Here is a 23,911-nt window from a genome sequence, read left to right on the forward strand (position 1 = left end):
GGACCGCCCAGTACGACAAGCTCGACGCCCCTGCCCCAGGGGGCGTCAACGGTGAACGGAACTGCCATGCCCAAGAACAAGACGCACAGCGGGATCGCAAAGCGGGTCAAGGTCACCGGCCGGGGCAAGCTGCTGCGCCAGCAGACCGGCCTGCGGCACCGCCTCGAGGTCAAGTCGAGCAAGGAGACGCGCGACCTGTCCCGCGTCGTGCCGGTGAACAAGGCCGACGTGAAGCGCGTCAAGAAGATGCTCGGCCGCTGACGGCTGCGCCGACGGCACCGACCTCCCCTCCCGCCTGACCGGCGCGGCCAACCCGCTGCCGGCCGACATTAAGGAACACCCTCATGGCACGCGTGAAGCGCGCGGTCAACGCTCAGAAGAAGCGCCGCGCCACCCTCGAGCTGGCCAGCGGCTACCGCGGGCAGCGGTCGCGCCTCTACCGCAAGGCGAAGGAGCAGATGCTCCACTCGCTGAACTACGCCTACCGCGACCGCCGTGCCAAGAAGGGCGACTTCCGGCAGCTGTGGATCACCCGGATCAACGCAGCCGCCCGCGCCAACGGCATGACGTACAACCGCTTCATCCAGGGCATCAAGGCCGCGGGTGTCGAGGTCGACCGCAAGATCCTTTCGGAGATCGCCATCAGCGACCCGGCCGCGTTCACCGCGCTCGTCGAGCTCGCCCGCGCCAACGTGCCCTCCCAGAACGGGAGCGCCGCCTGATCGCAGTTCAGGCCGAGCCGCCCGGCACCGAACGAACCCCGCGCGTCGTCGCAGCCCGCAAGCTGCTGCGGCGCGCGGGCCGTGATCGGGCCGGGCGGTTCCTCGTGGAGGGGGCGCAGGCGGTCCGCGAGGCCGTCCGCTACGCCCGGGTGCGCGAGCTGTTCGTCACGGCGACGGCCGCCGACCGGCATCCCGACCTGGTCGCGGCCGCGGCCGAGGTGGGCGCGCGGATCAGCCCCGTGACCGACCGGGCCGCCGAGTCGCTGGCCGACACCGTCACCCCGCAGGGCCTCGTGGCGGTGTGCGACCTGCTCGACGTGCCCGTCGCGGCCGCCCTCGGCGAGCGGCCGTCGTTGGTGGCGGTCTGCGCCGGCATCGCCGACCCCGGCAACGCGGGCACCGTGATCCGGGTGGCCGACGCCGCGGGCGCCGAGGCCGTGCTGCTCGCAGGCGACACCGTCGACCCGCACAACGGCAAGGCCGTGCGCGCCTCCACCGGCAGCGTCTTCCACCTGCCGCTCGCGCGCGACCGCGCCGCCGCCGCCGTGCTGGACGCCTGCGCCGCCGCCGGGCTCACCCTGCTCGCCGCCGACGCGGCGGGCGAGCTGGACCTGCACGAACCCGCCGCCCGACCGGTGCTCGCCGGTCCGGTGGCCTGGGTCTTCGGCGGGGAGACGCACGGCGTGCCCGCCGACCTCGCGGCGCGCGCCGACCACCGCGTCCGCATCCCCATCCACGGCCGCGCGGAGAGCCTGAACCTGGCCACCGCGGCCGCCGTCTGCCTCTACGCGAGTGCCGCTGCGCGCCGCCGTGAGGATCGTCGTGGGTAGGACCGTCGCACGTCGCCGTCAGTAGCGGCGCAGTTAGGATCGGCAACACCATGAGTGAGAGCACGGACCTCGACGTACCCGGCTTGCTGGACCCCGACGCGCTGAAGGCTGCCCTCGCGGCCGCGGAGCGGGCCTTCGCCGAGGCGTCCGACCTCGCGGAGCTCGCCGCCGTGCGCCCGGCGCACCTGGGCGACCGCGCCCCGATCCTCCTCGCCCGCCGCGAGCTCGGCTCGCTGCCCGGCCCGGACCGCGCCGACGCCGGCAAGCGCGTCAACGCCGCGCGGCAGCAGGCGCAGGAGGCGTTCGACGCCCGCCGCGCCGTGCTCGTCGAGGAGCGCGACGCGCGGGTGCTCGCCGAGGAGGCCGTCGACGTCACGCTGCCCTGGGACCGCGTCCCGCGCGGCGCCCGGCACCCCATCACGCAGGTCGCCGAGCACATCGCCGACGTGTTCGTCGCGATGGGCTGGGAGGTGGCCGAGGGCCCCGAGGTCGAGTCGTCCTGGCTCAACTTCGACGCGCTGAACTTCGGCAAGGACCACCCGGCCCGCACGATGCAGGACACCTTCTACCTGGGTGACTCCGAGCATGCGGGCACCGTCCTGCGCACCCACACCTCGCCGGTGCAGATCCGGGCACTGCTGGAGCGCGAGCTGCCGGTGTACGTCGTCTGCCCGGGCCGCACGTTCCGCACCGACGCCCTCGACGCCACCCACACGCCGGTGTTCCACCAGGTCGAGGGCCTCGCCGTCGACCGCGGGATCACGATGGCCCACCTCAAGGGCACCCTCGACGCGTTCGCCCGCGCCATGTTCGGCGCGGAGTCGCGCACCCGGCTGCGGCCGTCGTTCTTCCCGTTCACCGAGCCGTCCGCCGAGGTCGACGTCTGGTTCCCGGAGAAGAAGGGCGGGGCCGGCTGGGTCGAGTGGGGCGGCTGCGGCATGGTCAACCCCAACGTCCTGCGTGCCTGCGGGATCGACCCGGAGGTGCACTCCGGGTTCGCGTTCGGCATGGGGCTGGAGCGCACGCTCCAGTTCCGCAACGGCATCCCCGACATGCGCGACATGGTCGAGGGCGACGTGCGGTTCAGCCGCGCGTTCGGCGTCTGAATCGGCCCGGGAGGGCGAAAGAGTGCGTGTTCCGCTGTCCTGGCTCGCCGAGCACATCGGCGAGGCCACCCCACCGGCCGACGAGACCGCCGAGGCGTTCGTGCGCGTCGGGCTGGAGATCGAGGAAGTCCACGAGCCCCCGGAGCTGACCGGCCCGATCCTCGTCGGCCGGGTGCGGGCGTTCGAGGTCCTCGAAGGCCTGAAGAAGCCGATCCGCTGGTGCCAGGTGGACGTCGGGGAGGCGGAGGCGCGCGGGATCATCTGCGGCGCGTCCAACTTCGCCGAGGGCGACCTCGTCGTCGTCGCGCTGCCGGGCGCCGTGCTGCCCGGGCCGTTCCCGATCTCGGCGCGCAAGACCTACGGGCACGTCTCGGACGGGATGATCGCCTCCGCGCGCGAGCTCGGCCTCGGCTCCGACCACGCCGGGATCATGGTGCTCCCGCCCGGCACGGCCGAGCCCGGCGCCGACGCGCTCCCGCTGCTCGGGCGCGACGACCCGGTCGTCGAGCTGGCCATCACCCCGGACCGCGGCTACTGCTTCTCCGTGCGGGGGCTCGCCCGCGAGCTGGCCGGCTCCCTCGACGCCGACTTCGCCGACCCCGCCGCCCGGATCGCCGTGCCGGCCGCCGACGGCGACGCCTGGCCGGTGGAGCTGCCCGACCCCGGTTGCGCGCGGTTCGTCGCCCGCCGGGTCGACGGCGTCGACCCCGCCGCGCCCTCGCCGTGGTGGATGCAGCGCAGGCTCCTCGCCGCCGGGATGCGCCCGATCTCCCTGATCGTCGACGTCACCAACTACGTGATGCTCGAGCTCGGACAGCCGCTGCACGCCTACGACGCCAACCGGGTCTCCGGCCCGATCGTCGTGCGCCGCGCCCAGGCGGGGGAGAAGCTCGTCACCCTCGACGACGCCGAACGCACCCTCGATCCCGACGACCTGCTCATCACCGACGACTCCGGGCCCATCGGGCTCGCCGGGGTGATGGGCGGTGCGTCCACGGAGATCGCCGGGCCCGGGGAGAACGGGCGCATCGACGTCCTCATCGAGGCCGCCCACTTCCAGCAGGCCGTGATCGCGCGGGCCGCCCGGCGGCACAAGCTGCCCTCGGAGGCGTCGAAGCGCTTCGAGCGGGTGGTCGACCCGCAGCTGCCGCCGGTGGCCGCCGAGCGGGCAGCGCAGCTGCTCGTCGAGCACGGCAGCGGCACCCTCGCCGACGGTCGCACCGACGCCGGCGCGGCCCCGGAGCAGACGCCCGTGCGGATGCCGATCAACCTGCCCGACCAGGTCGCGGGCGTCGCCTACGCGCCGGGCGTCACCGTCCGGCGGCTCACGCAGATCGGCTGCGCCGTCGACCTCGTCACCGGCGACGACGGCCGCGCCCGCGTCGTCGCGCACCCGCCGTCGTGGCGGCCGGACCTCGCGCAGCCCGCCGACCTGGTGGAGGAGGTGCTGCGCCTGGAGGGCTACGACGCGATCCCGTCGGTGCTGCCCGCCGCGCCCGCCGGCCGCGGGCTCACCCGGGGCCAGGAGCGCCGCCGTGCCGTGTCGCGGGCCCTCGCCGAGGCCGGGTACGTCGAGGTGGAGCCGTTCCCGTTCGTGGGGCCGGCCGCCTGGGACGCGTTCGGGTTGCCGGCCGGCGACGTGCGCCGCCGCACCGTGGCCGTGCTCAACCCGCTCGACGCCGAGCGCGCCGAGCTCGCCACCACCCTGCTGCCCGGGCTCCTCGACACGCTGGTGCGCAACCGCTCCCGCGGCGCCTCCGCCGTCGCGCTGTACCACCTCGGGCAGGTCGTGCTGCCGCACGCCGAGGCGAAGCCGATGCCCGACCCCGACGTCACCGGGCGCCCGACCGACGCCGAGCTGGCCCAGATCGAGGCCGCCCTGCCGGCGCAGCCGCTGCACGTCGCGGCGGTCCTCACCGGGGAGCGCGAGCAGCGCGGCTGGTGGGGACCGGGTCGCGCCGCCGGCTGGGCCGACGCCGTGCAGGCCGCCCGCCTGGTCGGGCAGGCGGCGGGCGTCGAGCTGCGGGTCACCGCGGCCGCGCTGCCGCCGTTCCACCCCGGCCGGTGCGCCGCGCTGCGCGTCGGCGACTGGATCGTCGGCCACGCCGGCGAGCTGCACCCGAAGGTCGTCGAGGCGCTCGGGCTGCCGGAACGCACCTGCGCCATGGAGCTCGACCTCGACGCGATCCCGCTGACCGACCACCGGCCCACGCCGAAGGTCTCCCCGTACCCGCCGATCGCGGTCGACGTCGCGCTCGTCGCCGCCGCCGCGGTGCCCGCCGCCGACCTCGCCGACACCCTGCACGACGGCGGCGGCGACCTCCTCGAGGACGTCCGCCTCTTCGACGTCTACACGGGCGAGCAGGTCGGCGCCGGGCGCCGGTCCCTGGCGTTCACCCTCCGGTTCCGCGCCCCCGACCGCACCCTGACCAGCGAGGAGGCGAACGCCGCCCGCGACGCCGCCGTCGCCATGGCCGCGGAGCGGCACGCCGCGGAGCTGCGGGCCTAGTGTCCCGAACCGGAAGTCCGGTGCATGAATCGGCCGTCGAGTTATGTGGTGGACTTTCGGTTCGGGACACTAGGAGCGCCCTGCCCAACTCGGGCTTGCTGCGCGGCGTCCGGCTGGGTATCAGCTGGTTGTGTGGGGTGGATGTGCCCCGTGTGAGGCGGCAGGGTGTGAAGGCGCGCATGGGGAGTGGCGCGTGCGTTCGTCGCGGGTGCCGGTCCTCCCGGGCTGTGTCTGGTCGGTGGGGCATCCGGTGGCGCCGCGCATCGTGCCGGCGAGACTTCACACATCCAGGACCGGCTTCATGTGTGAAGTGGGGCCGCCGGGGCTCGCAGCCCGGGGTTGCCGCGGCCCGATTCGCCAACACCCTCGATGTGCGGTTCATGTCACGGCAGGCGCGAGAGCGCCGCCTCGGCGGCGGCGAGCCACTCCTCGTCCGAGGGCGCGCTGCCGGTCACCAGGATCGAGACCAGATACTGCTCACCCGCGAGCTGCAGGGTGGGCCCCGCCGCCGTGCCGATCACCGCCGCCCCGGTGCCGACGCCCGGTAGCTCCCGCCGCCCGTCCGTGTCGGCGGCCCGGACGTAGTCGGCGGGGGAGCCCGACCGCACCCCGTACACGTTGACCAGTGCGACCGGCCCGGACGCCGCGGTGACCGCGCAGCCGCCGCTGCGCGACCCATCGCCGCGGTCGACCGTGCCCTGCTGCGGCGGCCCCACCGAGAGGTCGACGAGCTCACCGAGCTCGGCCGCGGTGAGTAGGCACTCGTCGGCCAGCACGTCGGCCTCCAGCCCGCCGATGGGTGCGCCCACCGCCCCGGCCGAACCTGCGACGAGGGAGGTGCATCCCGCCGCGGCGAGCGGCACTATCGCCGCCACCACCGCGCACACCCGCGCCCGCCACGCCCGCTCCACGGGGCGACGGTAACGACCCGCCCCCGTTCTCCGGGCCCGTTCCGCGCAATTGGACCCGAGCCCACCGGCGAGCCGACCACAGCGCCATGATCCTTCCGAGGTTGCGGCCTGCGCCCTCCCGAAGGCGGTGAGGCAAAGCCCGGAACGACCAGCCGCACGTGATCGACGCGAGATCGGCGCGATCGCCTTCCGGAGGACCGAGACCCGAACGTCGGAACGATCAGTGCGGCATCGTCGGCCCGCGTCAGGTGTCGAGGCGGCGCAGCGCCTCCTTGCGGGAGAGCGGGGAGAGCCCCGGGTGCTCGGCCACGAACGTGCGGACCCAGTCCGGGTCGGTGCGGACGTGCTGGCGCAGGGCCCAGCCGATGCCCTTGCGGAGGAAGAAGTCGGGGTCGGCGACGTTGGCCTCGATCGCCTCGGTGAGGAGCGCCGTGTCGGTGGCCGCGGCCGCCTGGAGCTGGCAGATCACGGAGGTGCGGCGCAGCCAGCGGTCCGGATCGGTGATCCACGCGCGGACGACGGGGCGCAGGGCGCCGGGATGCGCGCGCAGCAGCGGGCCGATCCGGCGGCTCGCGATCTCGTCGGTGAAGTCCCACCAGGAGCCGGTGACGATCCAGTGCCGCAGCAGCGGCACCCACGACGGGTCGAGCCACGACAGGTACCGGCGGTGGCCGGTGAGCGACAGGGCCAGGTAGCGCTCCTCCCGGAACCCCGCGCCGTCCCAGAGCTCCCGCACAGCGGTCTCGAGCGCCGCGGCGTCGGCGAGCGGGTGCGCGGCGACGGCGGCCTTCAGGAGGCGCTCGCGGGCGGGCTTCGCAACGCCGCGGAACGGCATCGGCGACTTCATGTACCGCTGCATCCCGGCGGCCGCGGCCGGGTCGGCCTCGGCGGCGAGGTCGGCCCGCAGCCGCGTGACGATCGGGTGCACGGGGTGGACCGTACGGCCCGGGAATGTCGGTGACCCCTGTCACCCTGCGGGTGGAGAAGGGGGACGGAGATGAACGTGCTCGTGGCCACGGCCCGCACACAGGGCGACCGCCCGAACGACTACCACTTCTGCATCGAGGGCGAGCTCGTGCGGATCGACGAGGTGTGCGCCCGCGACCGTGGCGATCCCGACGGCGGCTGCGGCTGCGGGCGCGGGTTCGGCGGGCTCAACTCGCACCGCGCCACCACCACGGCGCGGATCGCCGAGGTGCCGCTCTCCCTCGGGGACTACGCCTTGGCCATCCAGTCCAGCCTGCAGCAGCAGGGCTGGAACACGTGCGCCGACTGCGCGATGTCGGAGGCCGTCGACCTGGCCGCCTTCGTGCTGGGCTGGCCGGTCGGCTCGGTCGTCGAGCGCCGGCTCGACGCGCTGGTGGTCCGCACGCTGGGGGTCGGCGCGTGAACGGCGCGGAACTGTCGGTGCGCTCACCTCGCACCGCGCCACGACCACCGCCCGGGTCGCCGAGGTACGACCGACCATGCCGAGGCGATCCGGTCCGGCCTGCAGCAACAGGGCCGGGATCGTGGCCCACCTGCCGGTGAGCACGGTGGTCGAGCGCAGGCTCGGCTAGCTACTACGGCCGGAGTTCGTGATGGTGCCCGGCGCAGCGTCGCTGGTGGGGCGCGGTCCGTGGCTGCGTCAGCAACCGGCACCGGACACCCACTGCTTTCGTGTCCTGTTGGTGGGTGTGGAATGCGGGACGGTCGTCGGGTGGAGCTGGCCTGGGGGTTCGCTGCCGGTGGGCGCGCCGTACCCGGCTCGTGGTGTGGGGCCCTCGTCTCGATCTGGTCCGGGGTGCGTTCCCTCCGGTTTGCCTGGTCCCCGCCATCTTTGCGGGGTGGTCGGGTTGGCGTCACTGCCGTCCCCCGGGGGTCATCCGGGTGGCCGTCCCCGGCCTGCTGGCACGCCGGTTGGCGACGGGATCCTGCGGCTGGGTGGGACTCGACCGGCGGTGGTGCCGTTGCCCGGGCCGCTCAGGCTGTGGTGTCGGCACCGAGTGTCCGGCCGGCCGACAGCCGGCCTGGTGCGATCCGAGGATGGGGTGTGATCAGCGGATACGGGACCTGGCGTGCATGTGTGAGTGTGATGTCCCGATCTCGCCGATCACGGCCCGCTGGGTGTCGATGTCGGGGTTGTTCGTGGGGTCGCCCGGGTGTCTGGGGAGTGCGGAAGGGGCGGGCGGGACCACCGCAGGTCGAGTGGTTGTCGGCAGTGGCGGTCTCGTCGGGACTGGCGTGCCGGCAGGTCGGGGACGGTCGCCCCGGTGACCCCGGGGGGACGGTGGTGGTGCCAACCGGATCACCGGCGGGGGTGAGGTCGGGTCCGGACGGGAGTGGCCGTGCCCGGGGCCGGGTCGATGGGGTGGGGCGGTCGGCTGCGAGCCGGGTACGGCGCGCCCACGGGCAGCCGATCCCGTGGCGAGGCAGCCCTGACCGCGAGGCGGCGGTCACGTTCGTGATCCGCGGTATCGGTTGTTCATGGTTGCGGCGACAGCCATGGGCAACCGATACCTGCGGTCTTCCCCGTCAAGATCCGAGGTATCGGGCGTTCATGGTCGTGTGGACAGCCATGGGCAACCGATACTTCGGATCTTGCCCCGCGGATCGACGGGCATCGGCCCCAAGGCCGTGTGTGCGGGCCCCGTCCAGCCGCTCGGGGCCGCTCGGATGAGCTGCCGCGCAGCCGGGCCGGCGACCCGACACCGACACAGTGGCCGAACCGGCCACTACCGCCGCCGACCAGCAACATGATCACGATCTACCGCTGCAAGCTAGCGATCCCGAACCGGAAGTCCACCACATAACTCGATGGCCCAGCTTCCCGCTGGCCGCACCGGCGAACCGTCCGAGTACGCCCGGTACGGGGCCGGCTCGCCGGCGCACCCGGCGGAAACCTGGATCCGCCGATTTATGCACCGAACTTCCGGTTCGGGACACTAGCTCGTGATCCGCTGATTCGCCGACCCCGGCCGCGGGCGTCGCCGCGCTCAGGTGGCGCGGTCGAAGGTCCGGGCCCAGCCCCGCACGTGGTCGAGCAGCTCCGATGGGGAGACCACCTCGAAGTCCGCGCCGATGGTCCCGAGCAACATGGCCGGCCAGTCCAGGGAGTCCACGCGCATCTGCAGCCGGCACCGGCCGTCGCCGGCGTCCTCGGCGGTGCCCCAGCGGTCCACGGCCTTCCGCACGCGCGCGGCGGGGGCGTCCACCAGCACCTCCACCGTCCAGCCGGGCACCTGTTCGGTCGACGCCCGCACGAACTCGGCGGCGTCCTCCGCGGGCAGGGTGCGGGGCAGGAACCGGGCGCCCGTGGTCCGGGGGCCGTCGATCCGGTCGGCGCGGAAGCTGCGCCAGTCGTGCCGGCCCAGGTCGTACGCCACGAGGTACCAGCGCCGGCCCAGCGACACCAGCCGCAGCGGCTCGACGTGCCGGTCCGAACGCTCGCCGGACCTCGCGGTGTAGCCGAACTCGAGCCGCTCGGTGTCCCGGCACGCCTGCGCGAGCGAGGTGAGCACCGCCGGGTCGGTGCTGGGGGCCGCGCCGCCCCAGGTCACCGGCACTGTCATCGCGCGCAGGGCGTCCACGCGGCGCCGCAGCCGGGGCGGCATCACCTGCACCACCTTGGCGAGCGCGCGCACCGACGACTCGGCGATCCCGGCCACGCCACCCTGGGCCGCGGCCTGCAGCCCGACGGCGAGGGCCACCGCCTCCTCGTCGTCCAGCACGAGCGGCGGGAGCGCGGCGCCCGCGGCGAGCTGGTACCCGCCGTCGACGCCGCGGCTCGCCTCCACGGGGTAGCCGAGCTCGCGGAGGCGGTCGATGTCCCGGCGCAGCGTCCGCACCGACACGTCGAGCCGCCCGGCCAGCTCCGGCCCCGGCCAGTACCGGTGGGTCTGCAGCAGGGACAGCAGCCGCAGTGTCCGTGAGCTCGTGTTCGCCATGGCCCCAGATTCTCCCGAATTGAGGTCAGGAAGTGGCACTTGAGGCCAATAACGTAGTCGTCAGCAGCACTGATACGGAGAGGCGGAACCGATGACCAGCCCGACGCAGCAGGAGGCCCCCGACATGACCACGCCGACCGGAGAGCGTGCGGACATCCTGGAGACCCTCGCGGCGCACCGGCAGTTCCTGCGGCACACCGTGCAGGGGCTCACCGACGACGAGGCCCGGCAGCGCACCACGGTGAGCGAGCTGACGCTGGGCGGGCTGATCAAGCACGTCGCCGAGACCGAGTCGGGCTGGGTGGACTTCATCCTGGACGGCCCCGTGGCGATGGGCGGCGGCGTCGACTGGAGCGAGCCGACCCCCGAGCTGATCGAGAAGTTCACGGCGGGCTTCCGCCTGCTCCCCGACGAGACCTTGGAGGGCGTGCTCGCCCGCTACGACGAGGTTGCCCGGCGCACCGACGACCTCGTCGCCACCGTCGACCTGGACCTGTCCCACCCGCTCCCCGAGGCGCCGTGGTTCCCCAAGGACGCCCGCCGGTCCGCGCGCCGGGTGTTCCTGCACATCGTCGGCGAGACGGCCCAGCACGCCGGGCACGCCGACATCATCCGGGAGTCCCTGGACGGGCAGAAGACGATGGGTTGACCCGCACGGCGGGTCAGATGTCGCTCGGCCCACTTCACACATCCAGCAATGGCTTCACACGAGGCCGGCCTGGGGCCGGCCTCGTGTGAAGCCGGTCTTGGGTGTGTGAAGCCGGTTCGGCGAGGGCCGACGCCCATGCCGGCGATTCCGGTGTGCGCAAACAGGTTTGCATCAGGTTGCGTCAGCGTGCATAGTCATACGTATGGCGCGGGTAGCGGTGGCAGGCGCGAGCGGGTACGCCGGGGGAGAGCTCCTCCGGCTCCTGCTCGCACATCCGGACGTGGAGATCGGGACCCTCACGGCGGGCGGGAGCGCGGGCACGCGCCTGGGGGCGCACCAGCCCCACCTGCTCCCCCTAGCAGACCGCGTGCTGGAGGACACGACACCGGCCACGCTCGCCGGGCACGACGTCGTCTTCCTCGCGCTGCCGCACGGCAGGTCGGCGGAGCTGGCGGCGCAGCTGGGTGACGACACCCTGGTGATCGACTGCGGCGCCGACCACCGGCTCGCCGATCCGGCCGCGTGGGAGCGCTGGTACGGCGGCGCGCACGCCGGGAACTGGCCGTACGGGCTGCCCGAGCTGCCCGGCGCCCGCGACGCGCTGCGCGGCGCGAAGCGCGTCGCCGTCCCCGGCTGCTACCCGACGGCGGTCAGCCTGGCGCTCGCCCCGGCCATGGCCGCGGGCATCGCGGAGCCCGAGGTCGTGGTCACCGCCGTCACCGGGACGTCGGGTGCGGGCAAGTCACTCAAGCCGCACCTGCTCGGTGCCGAGGTGATGGGCTCGCTGTCGGCCTACGGCGTGGGCGGCGTGCACCGGCACACACCCGAGATGGTGCAGAACCTGTCGGCCGCCGCCGGCGTGCCGGTGACCGTGAGCTTCACGCCGGTCCTCGCCCCGCTGCCGCGGGGCATCCTCGCCACCTGCACGGCGCGCACGAGCACGACTGCGGCCGAGGCGGTCGAGGTCTACGCCAAGGCCTACGCCGACGAGCCGTTCGTGCACCTGCTCCCCGAGGGGAGCTGGCCGGCCACCGCGTCCACCCTGGGCGCCAACACCGTCCAGCTGCAGGTCACCGTCGACGCCGACGCGGGCCGCCTCGTCGTCGTCGCCGCGATCGACAACCTGACGAAGGGCACCGCGGGCGGCGCGATCCAGTCCATGAACCTGGCGCTCGGCCTGCCCGAGACCGCCGGCCTCCCCGTGACAGGGGTCGCCCCGTGACCGTCACGCAGCCGCAGGGCTTCCGGGCGTCCGGCGTGGTCGCCGGCATCCGCAACGGCGACCGCCCCGACCTCGCCCTCGTCGTCAACGACGGCCCGCAGCACGCCGCCGCGGGCGTGTTCACCCGCAACAAGGTCAAGGCCGCCCCGGTCCTCTGGTCGGAGCAGGTGTTGACCACCGGCCGGCTGCGCGCGGTCGTGCTCAACGCGGGCAACGCCAACGCCTGCACCGGCCCCGAGGGTTTCCAGACCGCGCACGCCACCGCGGAGAAGGCGGCGGAGCTGCTCGGTTGCGGCGCCGTGGAGGTGGCGGTCTGCTCCACCGGCCTGATCGGCTCCCAGCTGCCCCGCGCCAACGTCCTCGACGGGGTCACCGCCGCGCACGCCGCCCTGGGCGACGACGCGGCCGCCGGCCGGGCCGCCGCCACCGCCGTGCTGACGACCGACACGGTGACCAAGGAGGTCGGGCACGCCGACCCCGCGGGCTGGACCGTCGGCGGCTTCACCAAGGGCGCCGGGATGATCGCGCCGTCGATGGCCACGATGCTCACGGTCGTCACCACCGACGCCGTGCTCGACGCCCCCGTGCTCGACGAGGTTCTGCGCGCCGCGGTGCGGGTCAGCTTCGACCGGCTCGACATCGACGGCTGCATGTCCACCAACGACACGGTGCTGCTGCTCGCGTCGGGCGCATCCGGGGTCGTGCCCGACACCGCGGCGTTCGGCGCCGTGCTCACCGACCTGTGCAAGGACATGGCGCGGCAGATGCAGGCCGACGCCGAGGGTGTCACGAAGCGGATCACGGTGCGCGTCACCGGCGCGGCCACCGAGGACGACGCGGTCACGATCGCCCGCACGGTGGCCCGGGACAGCCTGGTCAAGACCGCGCTGTTCGGCTCGGACCCGAACTGGGGCCGGATCGCGGCCGCCGTCGGCTACTCCGACGCCGCGGTCGACCCGGACCGGATCGACGTCACGGTCAACGGCGTGCTGCTCTGCCGCGGCGGGGTGGCCGCGGGTGACCGCGCCGACGCCGACATGAAGGGCGCGGACATCCTCGTCGAGATCGCGCTCGGGCTCGGGGACGGCGCCGCGGAGATCCTCACCACGGACCTGTCCCACGGCTACGTGGAGGAGAACAGTGCGTACTCCTCTTGAGGCCCGCCTCGAGCGCGCCGGCGAGAAGGCGGGCGTCCTCGCCGAGGCGCTGCCCTGGCTGCAGCGGTTCCACGACAAGATCGTCGTCGTCAAGTACGGCGGCAACGCCATGATCGACGAGGAGCTCAAGCAGGCCTTCGCCCAGGACATGGTGTTCCTGCGCCTGGCGGGCATCCACCCCGTCGTCGTGCACGGCGGCGGCCCGCAGATCACCGCGATGCTCGACCGGCTCGGCCTGCCCGCGGAGTTCCGCGGCGGCCTGCGCGTCACCACCCCGGAGACGATCGACATCGTGCGGATGGTGCTGGTCGGGCAGGTGGGCCGCGAGCTGGTGGGGCTGATCAACCAGCACGGCCCGTACGCGGTGGGCCTGTCCGGTGAGGACGCGCACCTGTTCACCGCGGAGAAGCGCACCGCGCTCGTCGACGGCGAGGCGGTCGACATCGGGCTGGTCGGCGACGTCGTGCACGTCAACCCGGATGCCGTGCTCGACATCGTGAAGGCGGGCCGGATCCCGGTGGTCGCCGGCGTCGCCCCGGACGTCGACGGCACCGTCTACAACATCAACGCCGACAGCGCGGCCGCCGCGCTGGCAGCGAGCCTCGGTGCCGCGAAGCTGGTGGTGCTCACCGACGTGGCGGGGCTCTTCGCGAACTACCCGGACCCGGAGTCGGTGATCAGCGCGCTCGCCGCGGCCGAGCTGGAGCCGATGCTGCCCGGCCTGGCCAGCGGGATGGCGCCGAAGATGGAGGCCTGCCTCCGGGCGGTGCGCGGTGGCGTGCCGCAGGCCCACGTGATCGACGGGCGGATGCCGCACTCGGTGCTGCTCGAAGTCTTCACCAGCGAGGGAGTCGGAACGATGGTGACCCCATGACCGAGAACACGACGACGCGGTGGCAGGCCGCGATGATGGACAACTACGGCACCCCGCCGCTCACGCTCGTGCGCGGCAGCGGCGCCGAGGTATGGGACGCCGAGGGCAACCGCTACCTCGACCTGGTCAGCGGCATCGCCGTCAACGCGCTCGGCCACGCGCACCCGGCCGTCGTCGAAGCCGTCACGCAGCAGATGCAGACGCTCGGCCACACGTCCAACCTCTACATCACCGAGCCGCCCCTGGCCCTGGCCGAGAAGCTCCTCGAGCTGATCGACAGCGCGGGCCGGGTCGTGTTCTCCAACTCGGGCGCCGAGGCCAACGAGGCCGCGTTCAAGATGGCCCGCCGCACCGGCCGGTCGAAGATCATCGCCTGCGAGAACGCCTTCCACGGCCGCACGATGGGCGCGCTCGCCCTCACCGGCCAGGAGCCGAAGCGCACGCCCTTCTACCCGATGACGCCGGGTGTGGAGCACGTGCCGTACGGCGACGTCGCCGCGCTCGACGCGGCCGTCGACGCCGACACGGCGGCGGTGTTCCTGGAGCCGATCCTCGGCGAGGCCGGCGCGGTCAACCCGCCGGAGGGCTACCTGCGGGCGGCCCGCCGGATCACCGCCGAGCGCGGTGCCCTGCTCGTACTGGACGAGGTGCAGACCGGTATCGGGCGCACCGGCTCGTGGTTCGCGTTCCAGCAGGCCGGCGTGGTGCCGGACGTCGTGACGCTCGCCAAGGGCCTCGCGGGCGGGCTCCCGATCGGCGCCTGCATCGGCCTCGGTGCCGCCGGGGACCTCCTGACCGCCGGCCAGCACGGCACGACGTTCGGCGGCAACCCGGTCGTCGCGGCCGCGGCCCTCGCCGTGCTGCGCACGATCGCCGAGGAGGGCCTGCTGGAGCACGTCACGCAGGTCGGCAAGGAGATCGCGACGTCGATGGAGGCGCTGGGCCACCCGCTCGTCAACGGCGTCAGTGGCGCCGGTCTGCTGATCGGGATCGGGCTGCGCAAGCCGGTGTCGGGTGCGGTGGCCGCAGCTGCCCGCGCGGGCGGGTTCCTCGTGAACAACGCCGTGCCGGACCGGGTCCGCCTGGTACCGCCGCTCGTGCTCACCGACGTCCAGGCGCGCGAGTTCCTCGCCGCCTTCCCGAAGTTCCTGGACGCCGGGGATGACTAGACACCTCCTGCGCGACGACGATCTCACGCCGGACGAGCAGCGGGAGATCCTCGACCTCGCGGACGCGATGAAGGCCGATCGGTACGCCCACCGGCCGCTGGCCGGCCCGCGCCCGATCGCCGTGCTGTTCGACAAGCCCTCGACGCGCACGCGGCTGTCGTTCGAGGCGGGGATCGCGCAGCTGGGCGGGCACCCGCTGATCGTCGACGGGCGGTCCAGCCAGATGGGCCGTGGCGAGACGATCGGCGACACGGCGCGGATGCTCTCCCGCTACGTCGATGCGATCGTGTGGCGCACCGGCGACCAGTCCCGGATCGAGGAGATGGCGAGCGGGTCGGGCGTGCCCGTCGTCAACGCGCTCACCGACCAGTTCCACCCCTGCCAGGTGCTCGCCGACCTGCAGACGGTCCGCGAGCGGTTCGGGCGCCTCGCCGGTCTCACGCTGACCTACCTCGGTGACGGCGCCAACAACATGGCGCACTCGTTGCTGCTCGGCGGTGCGACGGCGGGCCTGCACGTCCGGATCTGCGCGCCGGAGGGGTTCCAGCCCGACGGCGGCGTGCTGCGCGACGCGAAGAACCGCGCGACCGACACGGGCGGCGGCGTGGAGCTGATCGCCGACCCGCACGCCGCGGTCGACGGCGCCGACGTGGTCGTCACCGACACGTGGGTCTCGATGGGCCAGGAGGAGGACGGGCTCGACCGGACCGCCCCGTTCCGGCCGCTGCAGGTCAACGCGCGCCTGCTGGAACGGGCGGCGGACGGCGCGATCGTGCTGCACTGCCTGCCCGCCCACCGCGGCGACGAGATCACCGACGACGTCCTCGACGGCCCGGCCAGCGCGGTCTGGGACGAGGCCGAGAACCGCCTCCACGCACAGAAAGCGCTGCTCACATGGTTGATGCGGCAGTCGTGACCACGGGGACGCGCGCGGGCCGCCAGTCCCGGATCGTCGAGCTGATCCGGGACCGGGCCGTGCACAGCCAGACGGAACTGCTCGCCCTGCTGGAGGACGACGGGATCGCCACCACCCAGGCCACGCTGTCCCGCGACCTGGACGAGCTGGGCGCGCTGAAGGTCCGCGGCGCCTACGTGATCCCGGACGACGGGAGCCCCGTCCGCGGCGTGGAGGGCGGAACGGTCCGGCTCGCCCGGTTGCTGGGGGAGCTGCTCACGGCCGCGGACGCGAGTGGGAACCTGGCCGTGCTCCGCACGCCCCCCGGCGGGGCGCACTACCTGGCGAGTGCGCTCGACCGGGCAGCCCTGAACTACATCGTCGGCACGATCGCGGGCGACGACACCCTCCTGGTGGTGGCCCGTGAGCCCCTCACCGGGTCCGAACTCGTCGCTCGGCTACGCGAACTCTGAACAAGGAGCAACCAACCCGTGAGCAAGGTCCTGACCTCCATCCCCAAGGGTGAGCGCATCGGCATCGCCTTCTCCGGAGGCCTCGACACCTCCGTGGCGGTCGCCTGGATGCGCGACAAGGGCGGGATCCCGTGCACCTACACCGCGGACCTCGGCCAGTACGACGAGCCGGACATCTCCGGCGTCCCGGCACGCGCCAAGCAGTACGGTGCCGAGATCGCCCGCGCGGTCGACATCAAGCCGCAGCTGGTCGCGGAGGGCCTGGCGGCGCTGGCGTGCGGCGCCTTCCACATCCGGTCCGGGGGCCGGACCTACTTCAACACCACCCCGCTGGGCCGGGCCGTCACGGGGACGTTGCTGGTGCGGGCGATGCAGTCCGACGACGTGAACATCTGGGGCGACGGCTCGACGTTCAAGGGCAACGACATCGAGCGGTTCTACCGCTACGGCCTGCTGGCCAACCCCGAGCTGCGCATCTACAAGCCGTGGCTGGACGCCGACTTCGTGCAGGAGCTGGGCGGCCGCCACGAGATGAGCACCTGGCTCACCGCGCACGGGCTGCCCTACCGGGACTCGGCGGAGAAGGCGTACTCGACCGACGCCAACATCTGGGGCGCCACCCACGAGGCGAAGACGCTCGAACACCTCGACGTGTCCCTCGAGACCGTCGAACCGATCATGGGTGTGAAGTTCTGGGATGCGGCGACCCGGATCGAGACCGAGGACGTCGCCGTCACGTTCGAGGCCGGCTACCCGGTGGCCCTGAACGGCCGGCGGTTCGCCGACCCCGTCGCGCTCGTCCAGGAGGCCAACCGGATCGGCGGGCGCCACGGCCTCGGCATGTCCGACCAGATCGAGAACCGGATCATCGAGGCCAAGTCGCGCGGTATCTACGAGGCGCCCGGGATGGCCCTGCTCTTCGCCGCGTACGAGCGGCTGCTCAACGCGATCCACAACGAGGACACCGTCGCGAACTACCACAACGAGGGCCGAAAGCTCGGCCGGCTGCTCTACGAGGGGCGCTGGCTCGACCCGCAGGCCCTGATGGTGCGCGAGTCGGTCCAGCGCTGGATCGCCTCGCTGGTGACCGGCACCGTCACGCTCCGGCTGCGCCGCGGCGACGACTACACGATCCTCGACACCGAGGGGATCGGGTTCTCCTACCACCCGGACCGCCTCTCGATGGAGCGCGTCGAGAACGCCGCCTTCGGGCCGACGGACCGGATCGGCCAGCTCACGATGCGCAACCTCGACATCGCCGACTCCCGCGCCAAGCTGGAGGCCTACGCCGGGCAGCCGGCCGAGCAGGGCACGGTGCTCGTCGAGCACGGCACGCTGTTCGGCGAGCTGCCGGCCGGTGGCTTCGACCGGATCGCGACGGTCCCCGACGGCGCCGCGGCCGGTGACCGCGACTCGGAGAAGTCCCTCGACGACGCCGCGCTGGAAGCGGGCACCGACTGATGGCGCTCTGGGGAGGCCGGTTCGCCTCCGGACCCGCCGACGCGCTGGCGGCGCTGTCGAAGTCCACGCAGTTCGACTGGCGCCTCGCGCCCTACGACCTGCGGGCCTCGATGGCGCACGCGCGCGTGCTCGCCCGTGCGGGTCTGCTCACCGACGACGAGCTGGCCGGGATGCTCGACGCGCTCGCGAAGCTGGCCGCCGACGTCGAGTCCGGCGCGTTCGGCCCGGCACCCGACGACGAGGACGTGCACTCCGCCCTCGAGCGCGGCCTGATCGAACGGGCAGGACCCGATCTGGGCGGCAAGCTGCGCGCGGGCCGGTCCCGCAACGACCAGGTCGCCACGCTCTTCCGGATGTGGCTGCGCGACGCGTCCCGCCGGGTCGGAGCCGGTGTCCTGGACGTCGTCGACGCGCTGGTCGCGCAGGCCGGTGCGCACCCGGACGCGCCCATGCCCGGCCGCACCCACCTGCAGCACGCGCAGCCCGTCCTGCTCGCGCACCACCTCGCCGCGCACGCCCACGCGCTGATGCGTGACGTCGACCGGCTGCGGGACTGGGACCGGCGGGCGGCCGTCTCCCCGTACGGGTCGGGGGCGCTGGCCGGTTCCTCGCTCGGGCTCGACCCGGAGGCGGTGGCGGCCGAGCTGGGCTTCGACTCGTCGTCGGCCAACTCGATCGACGGCACGGCCTCGCGCGACTTCGCGGCCGAGGCGGCGTTCGTGCTGGCCATGGTGGCCGTCGACCTGTCCCGGGTCGCCGAGGAGGTGATCGTGTGGGCCACGGCGGAGTTCTCCTACGTCACCCTCGACGACGCCTTCTCCACCGGCAGCTCGATCATGCCGCAGAAGAAGAACCCGGACGTCGCGGAGCTCGCGCGCGGCAAGGCGGGCCGGCTGATCGGCAACCTGACGGGGCTGCTGGCCACGCTCAAGGGCCTCCCGCTCGCGTACAACCGCGACCTGCAGGAGGACAAGGAGCCGCTGTTCGACTCCGTCGAGCAACTGGAGCTGCTGCTCCCGGCGGTCGCCGGGATGGTCGCCACTCTCACCTTCCACACCGACCGGCTCGCCGCGCTGGCACCGGCCGGGTTCACCCTCGCCACGGACGTCGCCGAGTGGCTGGTGCGCCAGGGCGTGCCGTTCCGGGTGGCGCACGAGGCCGCAGGCGGGTGCGTCCGCGCGGCGGAGGCCCGCGACGTCGGGCTCGCGGACCTCACGGACGCCGAACTGGCCGCCGTGCACCCCGCGCTGACCCCGGACGTGCGCGCCGTGCTCACCGTGGCAGGCTCGATCGCGTCCCGGGCCGCTCGCGGTGGTACCGCGGGCGTACGGGTCGCCGAACAGCTCGCCGACCTGCGCGCCGCCACCACCACCGCGCGACAGGCCCTTACCGATTCTGGAGGATCCGCATGACCACGCCGGGGCCGGCCGACGCCCGCGACGCCTACGAGAAGCTCCAGGCCGAGGGCATGAAGCTCGATCTCACCCGGGGCAAGCCGTCGTCGGAGCAGCTCGACCTCGCCACCCCGATGCTGGGCCAGCCCGGCGCCGAGGACTTCCGCGCCGCCGACGGCACCGACACCCGCAACTACGGGGGCCTGCACGGCCTCCCCGAGCTGCGGGCGATCTTCGCGCCGTTCCTGCAGGTCCCGGTCGAGCAGCTGGTCGCGTCCGGCAACTCCAGCCTCGAGCTCATGCACGACACGCTCGTCCACGCGCTGCTGTCCCCCCTCCCCGATGCAGAACGGCGCTGGGTGGAGGAGGAGCGGGTCGTCTTCCTCGCCCCCGTCCCCGGTTACGACCGGCACTTCGGCGTGTGCGAGCGGCTCGGCATCGAGCTGGTGCCGGTGCCGATGACCGCCGACGGCCCCGACATGGACGTCGTCGAGGAGCTGGTCGCCGCCGACCCCACCGTCAAGGGCATCTGGTGCGTGCCGAAGTACTCCAACCCCACGGGTGCGGTGTACTCCGACGAGACGGTGCGCAGGCTCGCGGCGATGCCCACCGCGGCGCCCGACTTCCGCATCATCTGGGACAACGCCTACACGGCGCACCACCTCACCGGGGACGAGGCCGAGATCGCCGACGTGCTCGCGCTCGCGGCCGAGGCCGGCAACCCGAACCGCCCGTTCGTCATCGGGTCCACGTCGAAGATCACGCTCGCCGGCGCGGGCGTGGCGTTCCTCGGCGCGTCCGCGGAGAACATCGACTGGTGGATCCGGCTCACGTCGAAGCGCACGATCGGCCCGGACAAGACCAACCACCTGCGCCACGTGCGGTTCCTGCGCGACGCCGACGGCCTGCGCGCGCACATGCGCAAGCACCGCGAGATCATCGCGCCGAAGTTCGCGGTGGTGGACGAGGTGCTCACGCGCGAGTTCGCCGACACCCCGGGCGTGGAGTGGTCCAAGCCCGCCGGCGGGTACTTCGTCACGCTGACCGTGCCGGAGGGCACCGCCACCGAGATCGTCCGGCTCGCCGGGGAGGCGGGGCTGGCACTCACCCCGGCCGGTGCCACGCACCCCGGTGGCGAGGACCCGCAGGACAGCATCATCCGGCTCGCGCCGACGTTCCCCGTGCTCGCCGAGGTGCGCAAGGCGATGGAGGGTGTGGCGGTGTGCGTCCGGCTCGCGCTGGCGCAGCGCAGGTGACGGAACTCCTCCCGCGGGAGGAGCTGGCCGTCGACGTCCTGGAGGCGGCGGTGCGGCTGCTCGGCTGCACCGTCGTCGCCGACACGCCCGAGGGCGAGATGGCCGTCCGGCTCGTCGAGGTGGAGGCGTACCGCGGCCGCGACGACCCCGCCTCGCACAGTTTCCGCGGGCGCACGCCGCGCAACGGCGTGATGTTCGGACCGGCCGGGCACCTGTACGTCTACTTCGTCTACGGCATGCACTTCTGCGCGAACGTCACCGCGCTGGAGGACGGCGAGGCGGGGGCGGTGCTGCTCCGGGCGGGCGAGGTCGTCTCCGATCTCGCGGCGGCGCACGCCCGCCGGCCCACCGCGCGGCGTGATGATGATCTCGCCAAGGGCCCGGCCCGGCTCGCGTCCCTGCTCGGGCTGGGGCGGGAGCACAACGGCGTCGACGTGACCGACCCCACCTCACCGGTCCGGCTGCTGGCCGGGCCGCCGGTCGACCCGGCGCTCGTGCGCACCGGGCCGCGGGTCGGGGTGGCGGCCGCCCACGAGCTGCCGTGGCGGTTCTTCGTCGACGGGTCGCCCGCGGTGAGCCCGTACCGGCCCGGCCGGAGCGCGCCGATCACAACGACTGGACGGCGGGGGTAGGGAAGCCTAGCCTTCGCGCGTGATCGCCCGCCTCCGTGCCTCCGCGGCCCTGCTCGCCGCCGCCGTCCTGCTCAGCGCGTGCGGGGGAGGCGGATCCGCCCCGGCCGGGGCGGATCCGCGGGCATCCGTCACGGTTCAGCACGCGTTCGGCTCCACCGTGATCCCGGCGGCACCGCAGCGCGTGGTGTCGCTGGGCTACACCGACCAGGACGCGATCCTCGCGCTGGGCGTGGTGCCCGTCGCCATCCGCGAGTTCACCGGCAACCGGCCGTTCGCCACGTGGCCGTGGGCGAGCGACCGCCTGCAGGGTCAGCAGCCGCAGGTGCTGGTCGGTGACGAGATCAACGCCGAGACGGTGGCGGCGCTGCGACCGGACCTGATCGTCGCGGTGTCGGCGGGCCTCGACCAGCAGGAGTACGACACGTTCTCGCGGATCGCACCCACGATCGCGCACCCGCCGGGCGCGAACCCGTTCCAGGTCGCCTGGCAGGACTCGACCCGGCTGATCGGCACCGCGCTGGGCCGGGCGGACGAGGCCGACCGGATGGTCTCCGACCTCGAGGCCCGGTTCGTCACCGTCCGTGGGCAGTACCCGCAGTTCGAGGGCCGCAAGGCCGCCATCGCCGCCGCCGGCTCGACCGGCGCCGGCTACTTCGTCTGGACCTCGCAGGACAGCCGGGGCCGGTTCCTGACGTCGCTGGGCTTCACGGTCCCCGCGGACTTCGACGAGCTCGCCGGGGACAACTTCTACGCCGACATCAGCAACGAGCGGCTCGGCATGCTCGACGAGAACGACGTCGTCGGCTGGCTGGAGATCCCCGGCAACGACGACGCCGCGCTCGAGTCCCAGCCCGGCTACCCGGCGCTGCGGATCGGCCAGGAGGGACGCGTGGTCGACCTCACGCAGGAGCAGGGCGTCGCCCTGTCCTTCAGCAGCGTGCTGAGCCTGCCGTCGCTGCTCGACGAGCTGCCCGCGGAGCTCGCATCGCATCTGGGCGGCTGAAACCCGCTGGCAGTGGTGGGGGAGGATCGTTCGCGTGGGAACGAACATCCTCGATGAGCTGGAGTGGCGCGGCCTGATCGCGCAGAGCACCGACCTCGACGCGCTGCGGCGTGATCTCGACGACGGGGTGCTCACCCTCTACGCCGGGTTCGACCCCACCGCGCCCAGCCTGCACGCGGGCAACCTCATGCTGTTGCTCACGCTGCGCCGCTTCCAGCGGGCGGGCGCCCGGCCGATCGTCCTCGCCGGCGGGGCCACCGGGATGATCGGTGACCCCCGCGACGTCGGCGAGCGGACGCTGAACAGCGTCGACACGGTGCGCGACTGGGCGAGCCGGATCCGCGGGCAGCTGGAGCGGTTCGTGGACTTCGACGACGGCCCCACCGGCGCGCTGGTCGTCAACAACCTCGACTGGACCGGCGGACAGAGCACCCTCGAGTTCCTGCGGGACACCGGCAAGCACTTCTCGATCAACGTCATGCTGCAGCGCGAGACGGTCAAGCGCCGCCTCGACGGCGACGGCATGTCCTACACCGAGTTCAGCTACCTGCTCCTGCAGAGCCAGGACTACCTGCACCTGCACCGCCAGCACGGCTGCCGCCTGCAGATCGGCGGGTCCGACCAGTGGGGCAACATCGTCGGCGGGGTCGACCTGATCCGGAAGGTCGAGGGCGCCGGAGTGCACGCCCTCACCACGCCGCTCGTCACCGACGCGGACGGCCGCAAGATCGGCAAGTCGACCGGCGGCGGGAGCATCTGGCTCGACGCCGAGATGACCTCGCCGTACGCGTGGTACCAGTACTTCGTCAACGTCGCCGACGCCGATGTCGTCCGGTACCTGCGGTACTTCACTTCCCTGTCCCGGGAGGAGATCGACGAGCTGCAGCAGGCCGTCGCCGAACGGCCGTTCGCCAGGGAGGCGCAGCGCCGGCTGGCCGGTGAGCTCACCACGCTGGTGCACGGGGAACGGGCCACCGACCAGGTGGTCGCGGCGAGCTCCGCGCTCTTCGGCCGGGGCGACCTCCGGGGGTTGGACGCCGGCACCCTCGACGCGGCCCTGGCCGAGGTGCCCCACGCCGAGGTGTCGATCGGGGAACGACCGACGATCGTCGACCTCCTGCTCTCGACCGGGCTGGCGGAGAGCCGCAGCGCGGCCCGGCGCACCGTCGGGGAGGGCGGGGCGTACGTCAACAACGCGAAGGTGCCCGACGAGGGCTGGACGCTCGACGAGGGCGACCTCCTCCCCGGGCGGTGGGCCGTCGTGCGCCGGGGCAAGCGCAACCTCGCCGGCGTCCGGGCGAGCTGAGCCGTGAGCTGCCGCCATATGGCCCCTGACCTGCGAGGACATCGAAAAGGTACCCCCGGTGTTCGGGCCCTTTTCGGGGGTGTGTAACTTTCTCCTCGTCGCCACGGCGGGCAGCACGACAGACCGGGACGGATCTTCTCCGGCCCAGAGTCAGCCCCCGGATCATGGCGGCCGCCCCGGAAGGCCGAGCACCTCGGTGCTAGCCTGAAGGAGTGGGACTGGCGGAGCTTGACTCCGCGCCCAGGACCACGTACCGTATGAAAGTTGCCCCGGCCCGATCCGCAAGGATCGAAATGGTGTGCGGGTGTCTCTTGAGAACTCAACAGTGTGTCGAGCTTGTTCATGGACTGGTTTTGTGCCAGTTTGAACATTAAGTCGTCGAGGCCCCGTCCTCGGCGCAATTGTAGGGCCAGTTT

Annotated in this window: 22 protein-coding genes; 19 read left to right on the forward strand and 3 right to left on the reverse strand. The window is 73.2% G+C overall.

From position 1 onward, the window contains the following. Window positions 1-66: 66 nt before the first annotated feature. The 5 genes from rpmI to pheT all read left to right on the forward strand — a co-directional run bounded on the left by rpmI (window position 67) and on the right by pheT (window position 5,167). Window positions 67-261, forward strand: a complete 195-nt coding sequence (gene rpmI, locus ACU436_RS38860) for a 50S ribosomal protein L35 (RefSeq protein WP_459032123.1) — start codon at window positions 67-69, stop codon at window positions 259-261. A gap of 83 nt (window positions 262-344) precedes the next feature. Next, entirely contained in the window at window positions 345-722 is a 378-nt protein-coding gene (gene rplT / locus ACU436_RS38865) for a 50S ribosomal protein L20 (RefSeq protein ID WP_459032124.1), read from the forward strand. Further along, complete coding sequence (locus ACU436_RS38870) at window positions 719-1,552, forward strand: TrmH family RNA methyltransferase (protein ID WP_459032153.1); 834 nt, start codon at window positions 719-721, stop codon at window positions 1,550-1,552. The genes rplT and ACU436_RS38870 overlap by 4 nt, the downstream gene beginning before the upstream one ends. Before the next feature lie 50 nt (window positions 1,553-1,602). Continuing rightward, window positions 1,603-2,658 carry a phenylalanine--tRNA ligase subunit alpha gene (gene pheS, locus ACU436_RS38875; RefSeq protein ID WP_459032125.1) on the forward strand — a complete coding sequence of 352 codons (1,056 nt, stop codon included), beginning with the start codon at window positions 1,603-1,605 and terminating at the stop codon, window positions 2,656-2,658. Window positions 2,659-2,680: 22 nt separating this feature from the next. Next, window positions 2,681-5,167 (forward strand): phenylalanine--tRNA ligase subunit beta, encoded by a 2,487-nt coding sequence (gene pheT, locus ACU436_RS38880; RefSeq protein WP_459032126.1) that lies wholly within the window; start codon window positions 2,681-2,683, stop codon window positions 5,165-5,167. A gap of 383 nt (window positions 5,168-5,550) precedes the next feature. Here the strand turns inward: pheT and ACU436_RS38885 are convergent, their stop codons facing one another. Continuing rightward, window positions 5,551-6,078: a hypothetical protein gene (locus tag ACU436_RS38885; protein ID WP_459032127.1), complete on the reverse strand. Its 528-nt coding sequence runs from the start codon at window positions 6,076-6,078 to the stop codon at window positions 5,551-5,553. A 244-nt stretch (window positions 6,079-6,322) separates the two neighbouring features. Continuing rightward, window positions 6,323-7,006, reverse strand: coding sequence for a DNA alkylation repair protein (locus tag ACU436_RS38890; protein WP_459032128.1), 684 nt, complete (start codon window positions 7,004-7,006; stop codon window positions 6,323-6,325). Between the two features lie 69 nt (window positions 7,007-7,075). On the opposite strand from ACU436_RS38890, the gene ACU436_RS38895 reads away from it, so the two are divergent. Continuing rightward, window positions 7,076-7,468 carry a DUF7715 family protein gene (locus tag ACU436_RS38895; RefSeq protein ID WP_459032129.1) on the forward strand — a complete coding sequence of 131 codons (393 nt, stop codon included), beginning with the start codon at window positions 7,076-7,078 and terminating at the stop codon, window positions 7,466-7,468. Window positions 7,469-9,053: 1,585 nt separating this feature from the next. Here ACU436_RS38895 and ACU436_RS38900 read toward each other — a convergent pair. Further along, window positions 9,054-10,004, reverse strand: coding sequence for a helix-turn-helix transcriptional regulator (locus tag ACU436_RS38900; protein WP_459032130.1), 951 nt, complete (start codon window positions 10,002-10,004; stop codon window positions 9,054-9,056). A 91-nt stretch (window positions 10,005-10,095) separates the two neighbouring features. On the opposite strand from ACU436_RS38900, the gene ACU436_RS38905 reads away from it, so the two are divergent. The 13 genes from ACU436_RS38905 (at window position 10,096) to tyrS (ending at window position 23,495) form a co-directional block, all read left to right on the forward strand. Further along, window positions 10,096-10,653, forward strand: a complete 558-nt coding sequence (locus tag ACU436_RS38905; RefSeq protein WP_459032132.1) for a DinB family protein — start codon at window positions 10,096-10,098, stop codon at window positions 10,651-10,653. Between the two features lie 202 nt (window positions 10,654-10,855). Next, window positions 10,856-11,875 carry an N-acetyl-gamma-glutamyl-phosphate reductase gene (gene argC / locus ACU436_RS38910; protein WP_459032133.1) on the forward strand — a complete coding sequence of 340 codons (1,020 nt, stop codon included), beginning with the start codon at window positions 10,856-10,858 and terminating at the stop codon, window positions 11,873-11,875. Beyond that, window positions 11,872-13,032, forward strand: coding sequence for a bifunctional glutamate N-acetyltransferase/amino-acid acetyltransferase ArgJ (argJ, locus tag ACU436_RS38915; RefSeq protein WP_459032134.1), 1,161 nt, complete (start codon window positions 11,872-11,874; stop codon window positions 13,030-13,032). Before argC ends, argJ begins: the two co-directional genes overlap by 4 nt. Next, window positions 13,016-13,906 carry an acetylglutamate kinase gene (gene argB, locus ACU436_RS38920; RefSeq protein ID WP_459032135.1) on the forward strand — a complete coding sequence of 297 codons (891 nt, stop codon included), beginning with the start codon at window positions 13,016-13,018 and terminating at the stop codon, window positions 13,904-13,906. Before argJ ends, argB begins: the two co-directional genes overlap by 17 nt. After that, window positions 13,903-15,075: an acetylornithine transaminase gene (locus tag ACU436_RS38925; RefSeq protein ID WP_459032136.1), complete on the forward strand. Its 1,173-nt coding sequence runs from the start codon at window positions 13,903-13,905 to the stop codon at window positions 15,073-15,075. Before argB ends, ACU436_RS38925 begins: the two co-directional genes overlap by 4 nt. Beyond that, window positions 15,068-15,991 carry an ornithine carbamoyltransferase gene (argF, locus tag ACU436_RS38930; RefSeq protein WP_459032137.1) on the forward strand — a complete coding sequence of 308 codons (924 nt, stop codon included), beginning with the start codon at window positions 15,068-15,070 and terminating at the stop codon, window positions 15,989-15,991. Before ACU436_RS38925 ends, argF begins: the two co-directional genes overlap by 8 nt. Beyond that, complete coding sequence (locus tag ACU436_RS38935; protein ID WP_459032138.1) at window positions 15,970-16,443, forward strand: arginine repressor; 474 nt, start codon at window positions 15,970-15,972, stop codon at window positions 16,441-16,443. The genes argF and ACU436_RS38935 overlap by 22 nt, the downstream gene beginning before the upstream one ends. An 18-nt stretch (window positions 16,444-16,461) precedes the next feature. Then, window positions 16,462-17,904 (forward strand): argininosuccinate synthase, encoded by a 1,443-nt coding sequence (gene argG / locus ACU436_RS38940; protein WP_459032139.1) that lies wholly within the window; start codon window positions 16,462-16,464, stop codon window positions 17,902-17,904. After that, entirely contained in the window at window positions 17,904-19,316 is a 1,413-nt protein-coding gene (gene argH, locus ACU436_RS38945) for an argininosuccinate lyase (protein WP_459032140.1), read from the forward strand. The genes argG and argH overlap by 1 nt, the downstream gene beginning before the upstream one ends. Then, window positions 19,313-20,554: an aminotransferase class I/II-fold pyridoxal phosphate-dependent enzyme gene (locus ACU436_RS38950; protein WP_459032141.1), complete on the forward strand. Its 1,242-nt coding sequence runs from the start codon at window positions 19,313-19,315 to the stop codon at window positions 20,552-20,554. Before argH ends, ACU436_RS38950 begins: the two co-directional genes overlap by 4 nt. After that, the gene (locus ACU436_RS38955; protein ID WP_459032142.1) at window positions 20,551-21,186 is read left to right on the forward strand and encodes a DNA-3-methyladenine glycosylase; all 636 of its coding nucleotides are present in this window, start codon (window positions 20,551-20,553) and stop codon (window positions 21,184-21,186) included. Before ACU436_RS38950 ends, ACU436_RS38955 begins: the two co-directional genes overlap by 4 nt. Window positions 21,187-21,205: 19 nt before the next feature. Beyond that, entirely contained in the window at window positions 21,206-22,189 is a 984-nt protein-coding gene (locus ACU436_RS38960; protein WP_459032143.1) for an iron-siderophore ABC transporter substrate-binding protein, read from the forward strand. 34 nt (window positions 22,190-22,223) lie between these two features. Next, complete coding sequence (gene tyrS, locus ACU436_RS38965) at window positions 22,224-23,495, forward strand: tyrosine--tRNA ligase (RefSeq protein ID WP_459032144.1); 1,272 nt, start codon at window positions 22,224-22,226, stop codon at window positions 23,493-23,495. Window positions 23,496-23,911: the final 416 nt, after the last annotated feature.

Source organism: Pseudonocardia wallangbongensis (assembly GCF_054486945.1).

Excerpts from the sequence above, each read along its gene's own strand:
- rpmI (WP_459032123.1), top strand. The coding sequence starts at position 67 with ATGCCCAAGAACAAGACGCACAGCGGGATCGCAAAGCGGGTCAAGGTC.
- rplT (WP_459032124.1), top strand. The coding sequence starts at position 345 with ATGGCACGCGTGAAGCGCGCGGTCAACGCTCAGAAGAAGCGCCGCGCC.
- pheS (WP_459032125.1), top strand. The coding sequence starts at position 1,603 with ATGAGTGAGAGCACGGACCTCGACGTACCCGGCTTGCTGGACCCCGAC.
- ACU436_RS38895 (WP_459032129.1), top strand. The coding sequence starts at position 7,076 with ATGAACGTGCTCGTGGCCACGGCCCGCACACAGGGCGACCGCCCGAAC.
- ACU436_RS38900 (WP_459032130.1), bottom strand. The coding sequence starts at position 10,004 with ATGGCGAACACGAGCTCACGGACACTGCGGCTGCTGTCCCTGCTGCAG.
- ACU436_RS38905 (WP_459032132.1), top strand. The coding sequence starts at position 10,096 with ATGACCAGCCCGACGCAGCAGGAGGCCCCCGACATGACCACGCCGACC.
- argC (WP_459032133.1), top strand. The coding sequence starts at position 10,856 with ATGGCGCGGGTAGCGGTGGCAGGCGCGAGCGGGTACGCCGGGGGAGAG.
- ACU436_RS38925 (WP_459032136.1), top strand. The coding sequence starts at position 13,903 with ATGACCGAGAACACGACGACGCGGTGGCAGGCCGCGATGATGGACAAC.
- argF (WP_459032137.1), top strand. The coding sequence starts at position 15,068 with ATGACTAGACACCTCCTGCGCGACGACGATCTCACGCCGGACGAGCAG.
- ACU436_RS38935 (WP_459032138.1), top strand. The coding sequence starts at position 15,970 with ATGGTTGATGCGGCAGTCGTGACCACGGGGACGCGCGCGGGCCGCCAG.
- argH (WP_459032140.1), top strand. The coding sequence starts at position 17,904 with ATGGCGCTCTGGGGAGGCCGGTTCGCCTCCGGACCCGCCGACGCGCTG.
- ACU436_RS38950 (WP_459032141.1), top strand. The coding sequence starts at position 19,313 with ATGACCACGCCGGGGCCGGCCGACGCCCGCGACGCCTACGAGAAGCTC.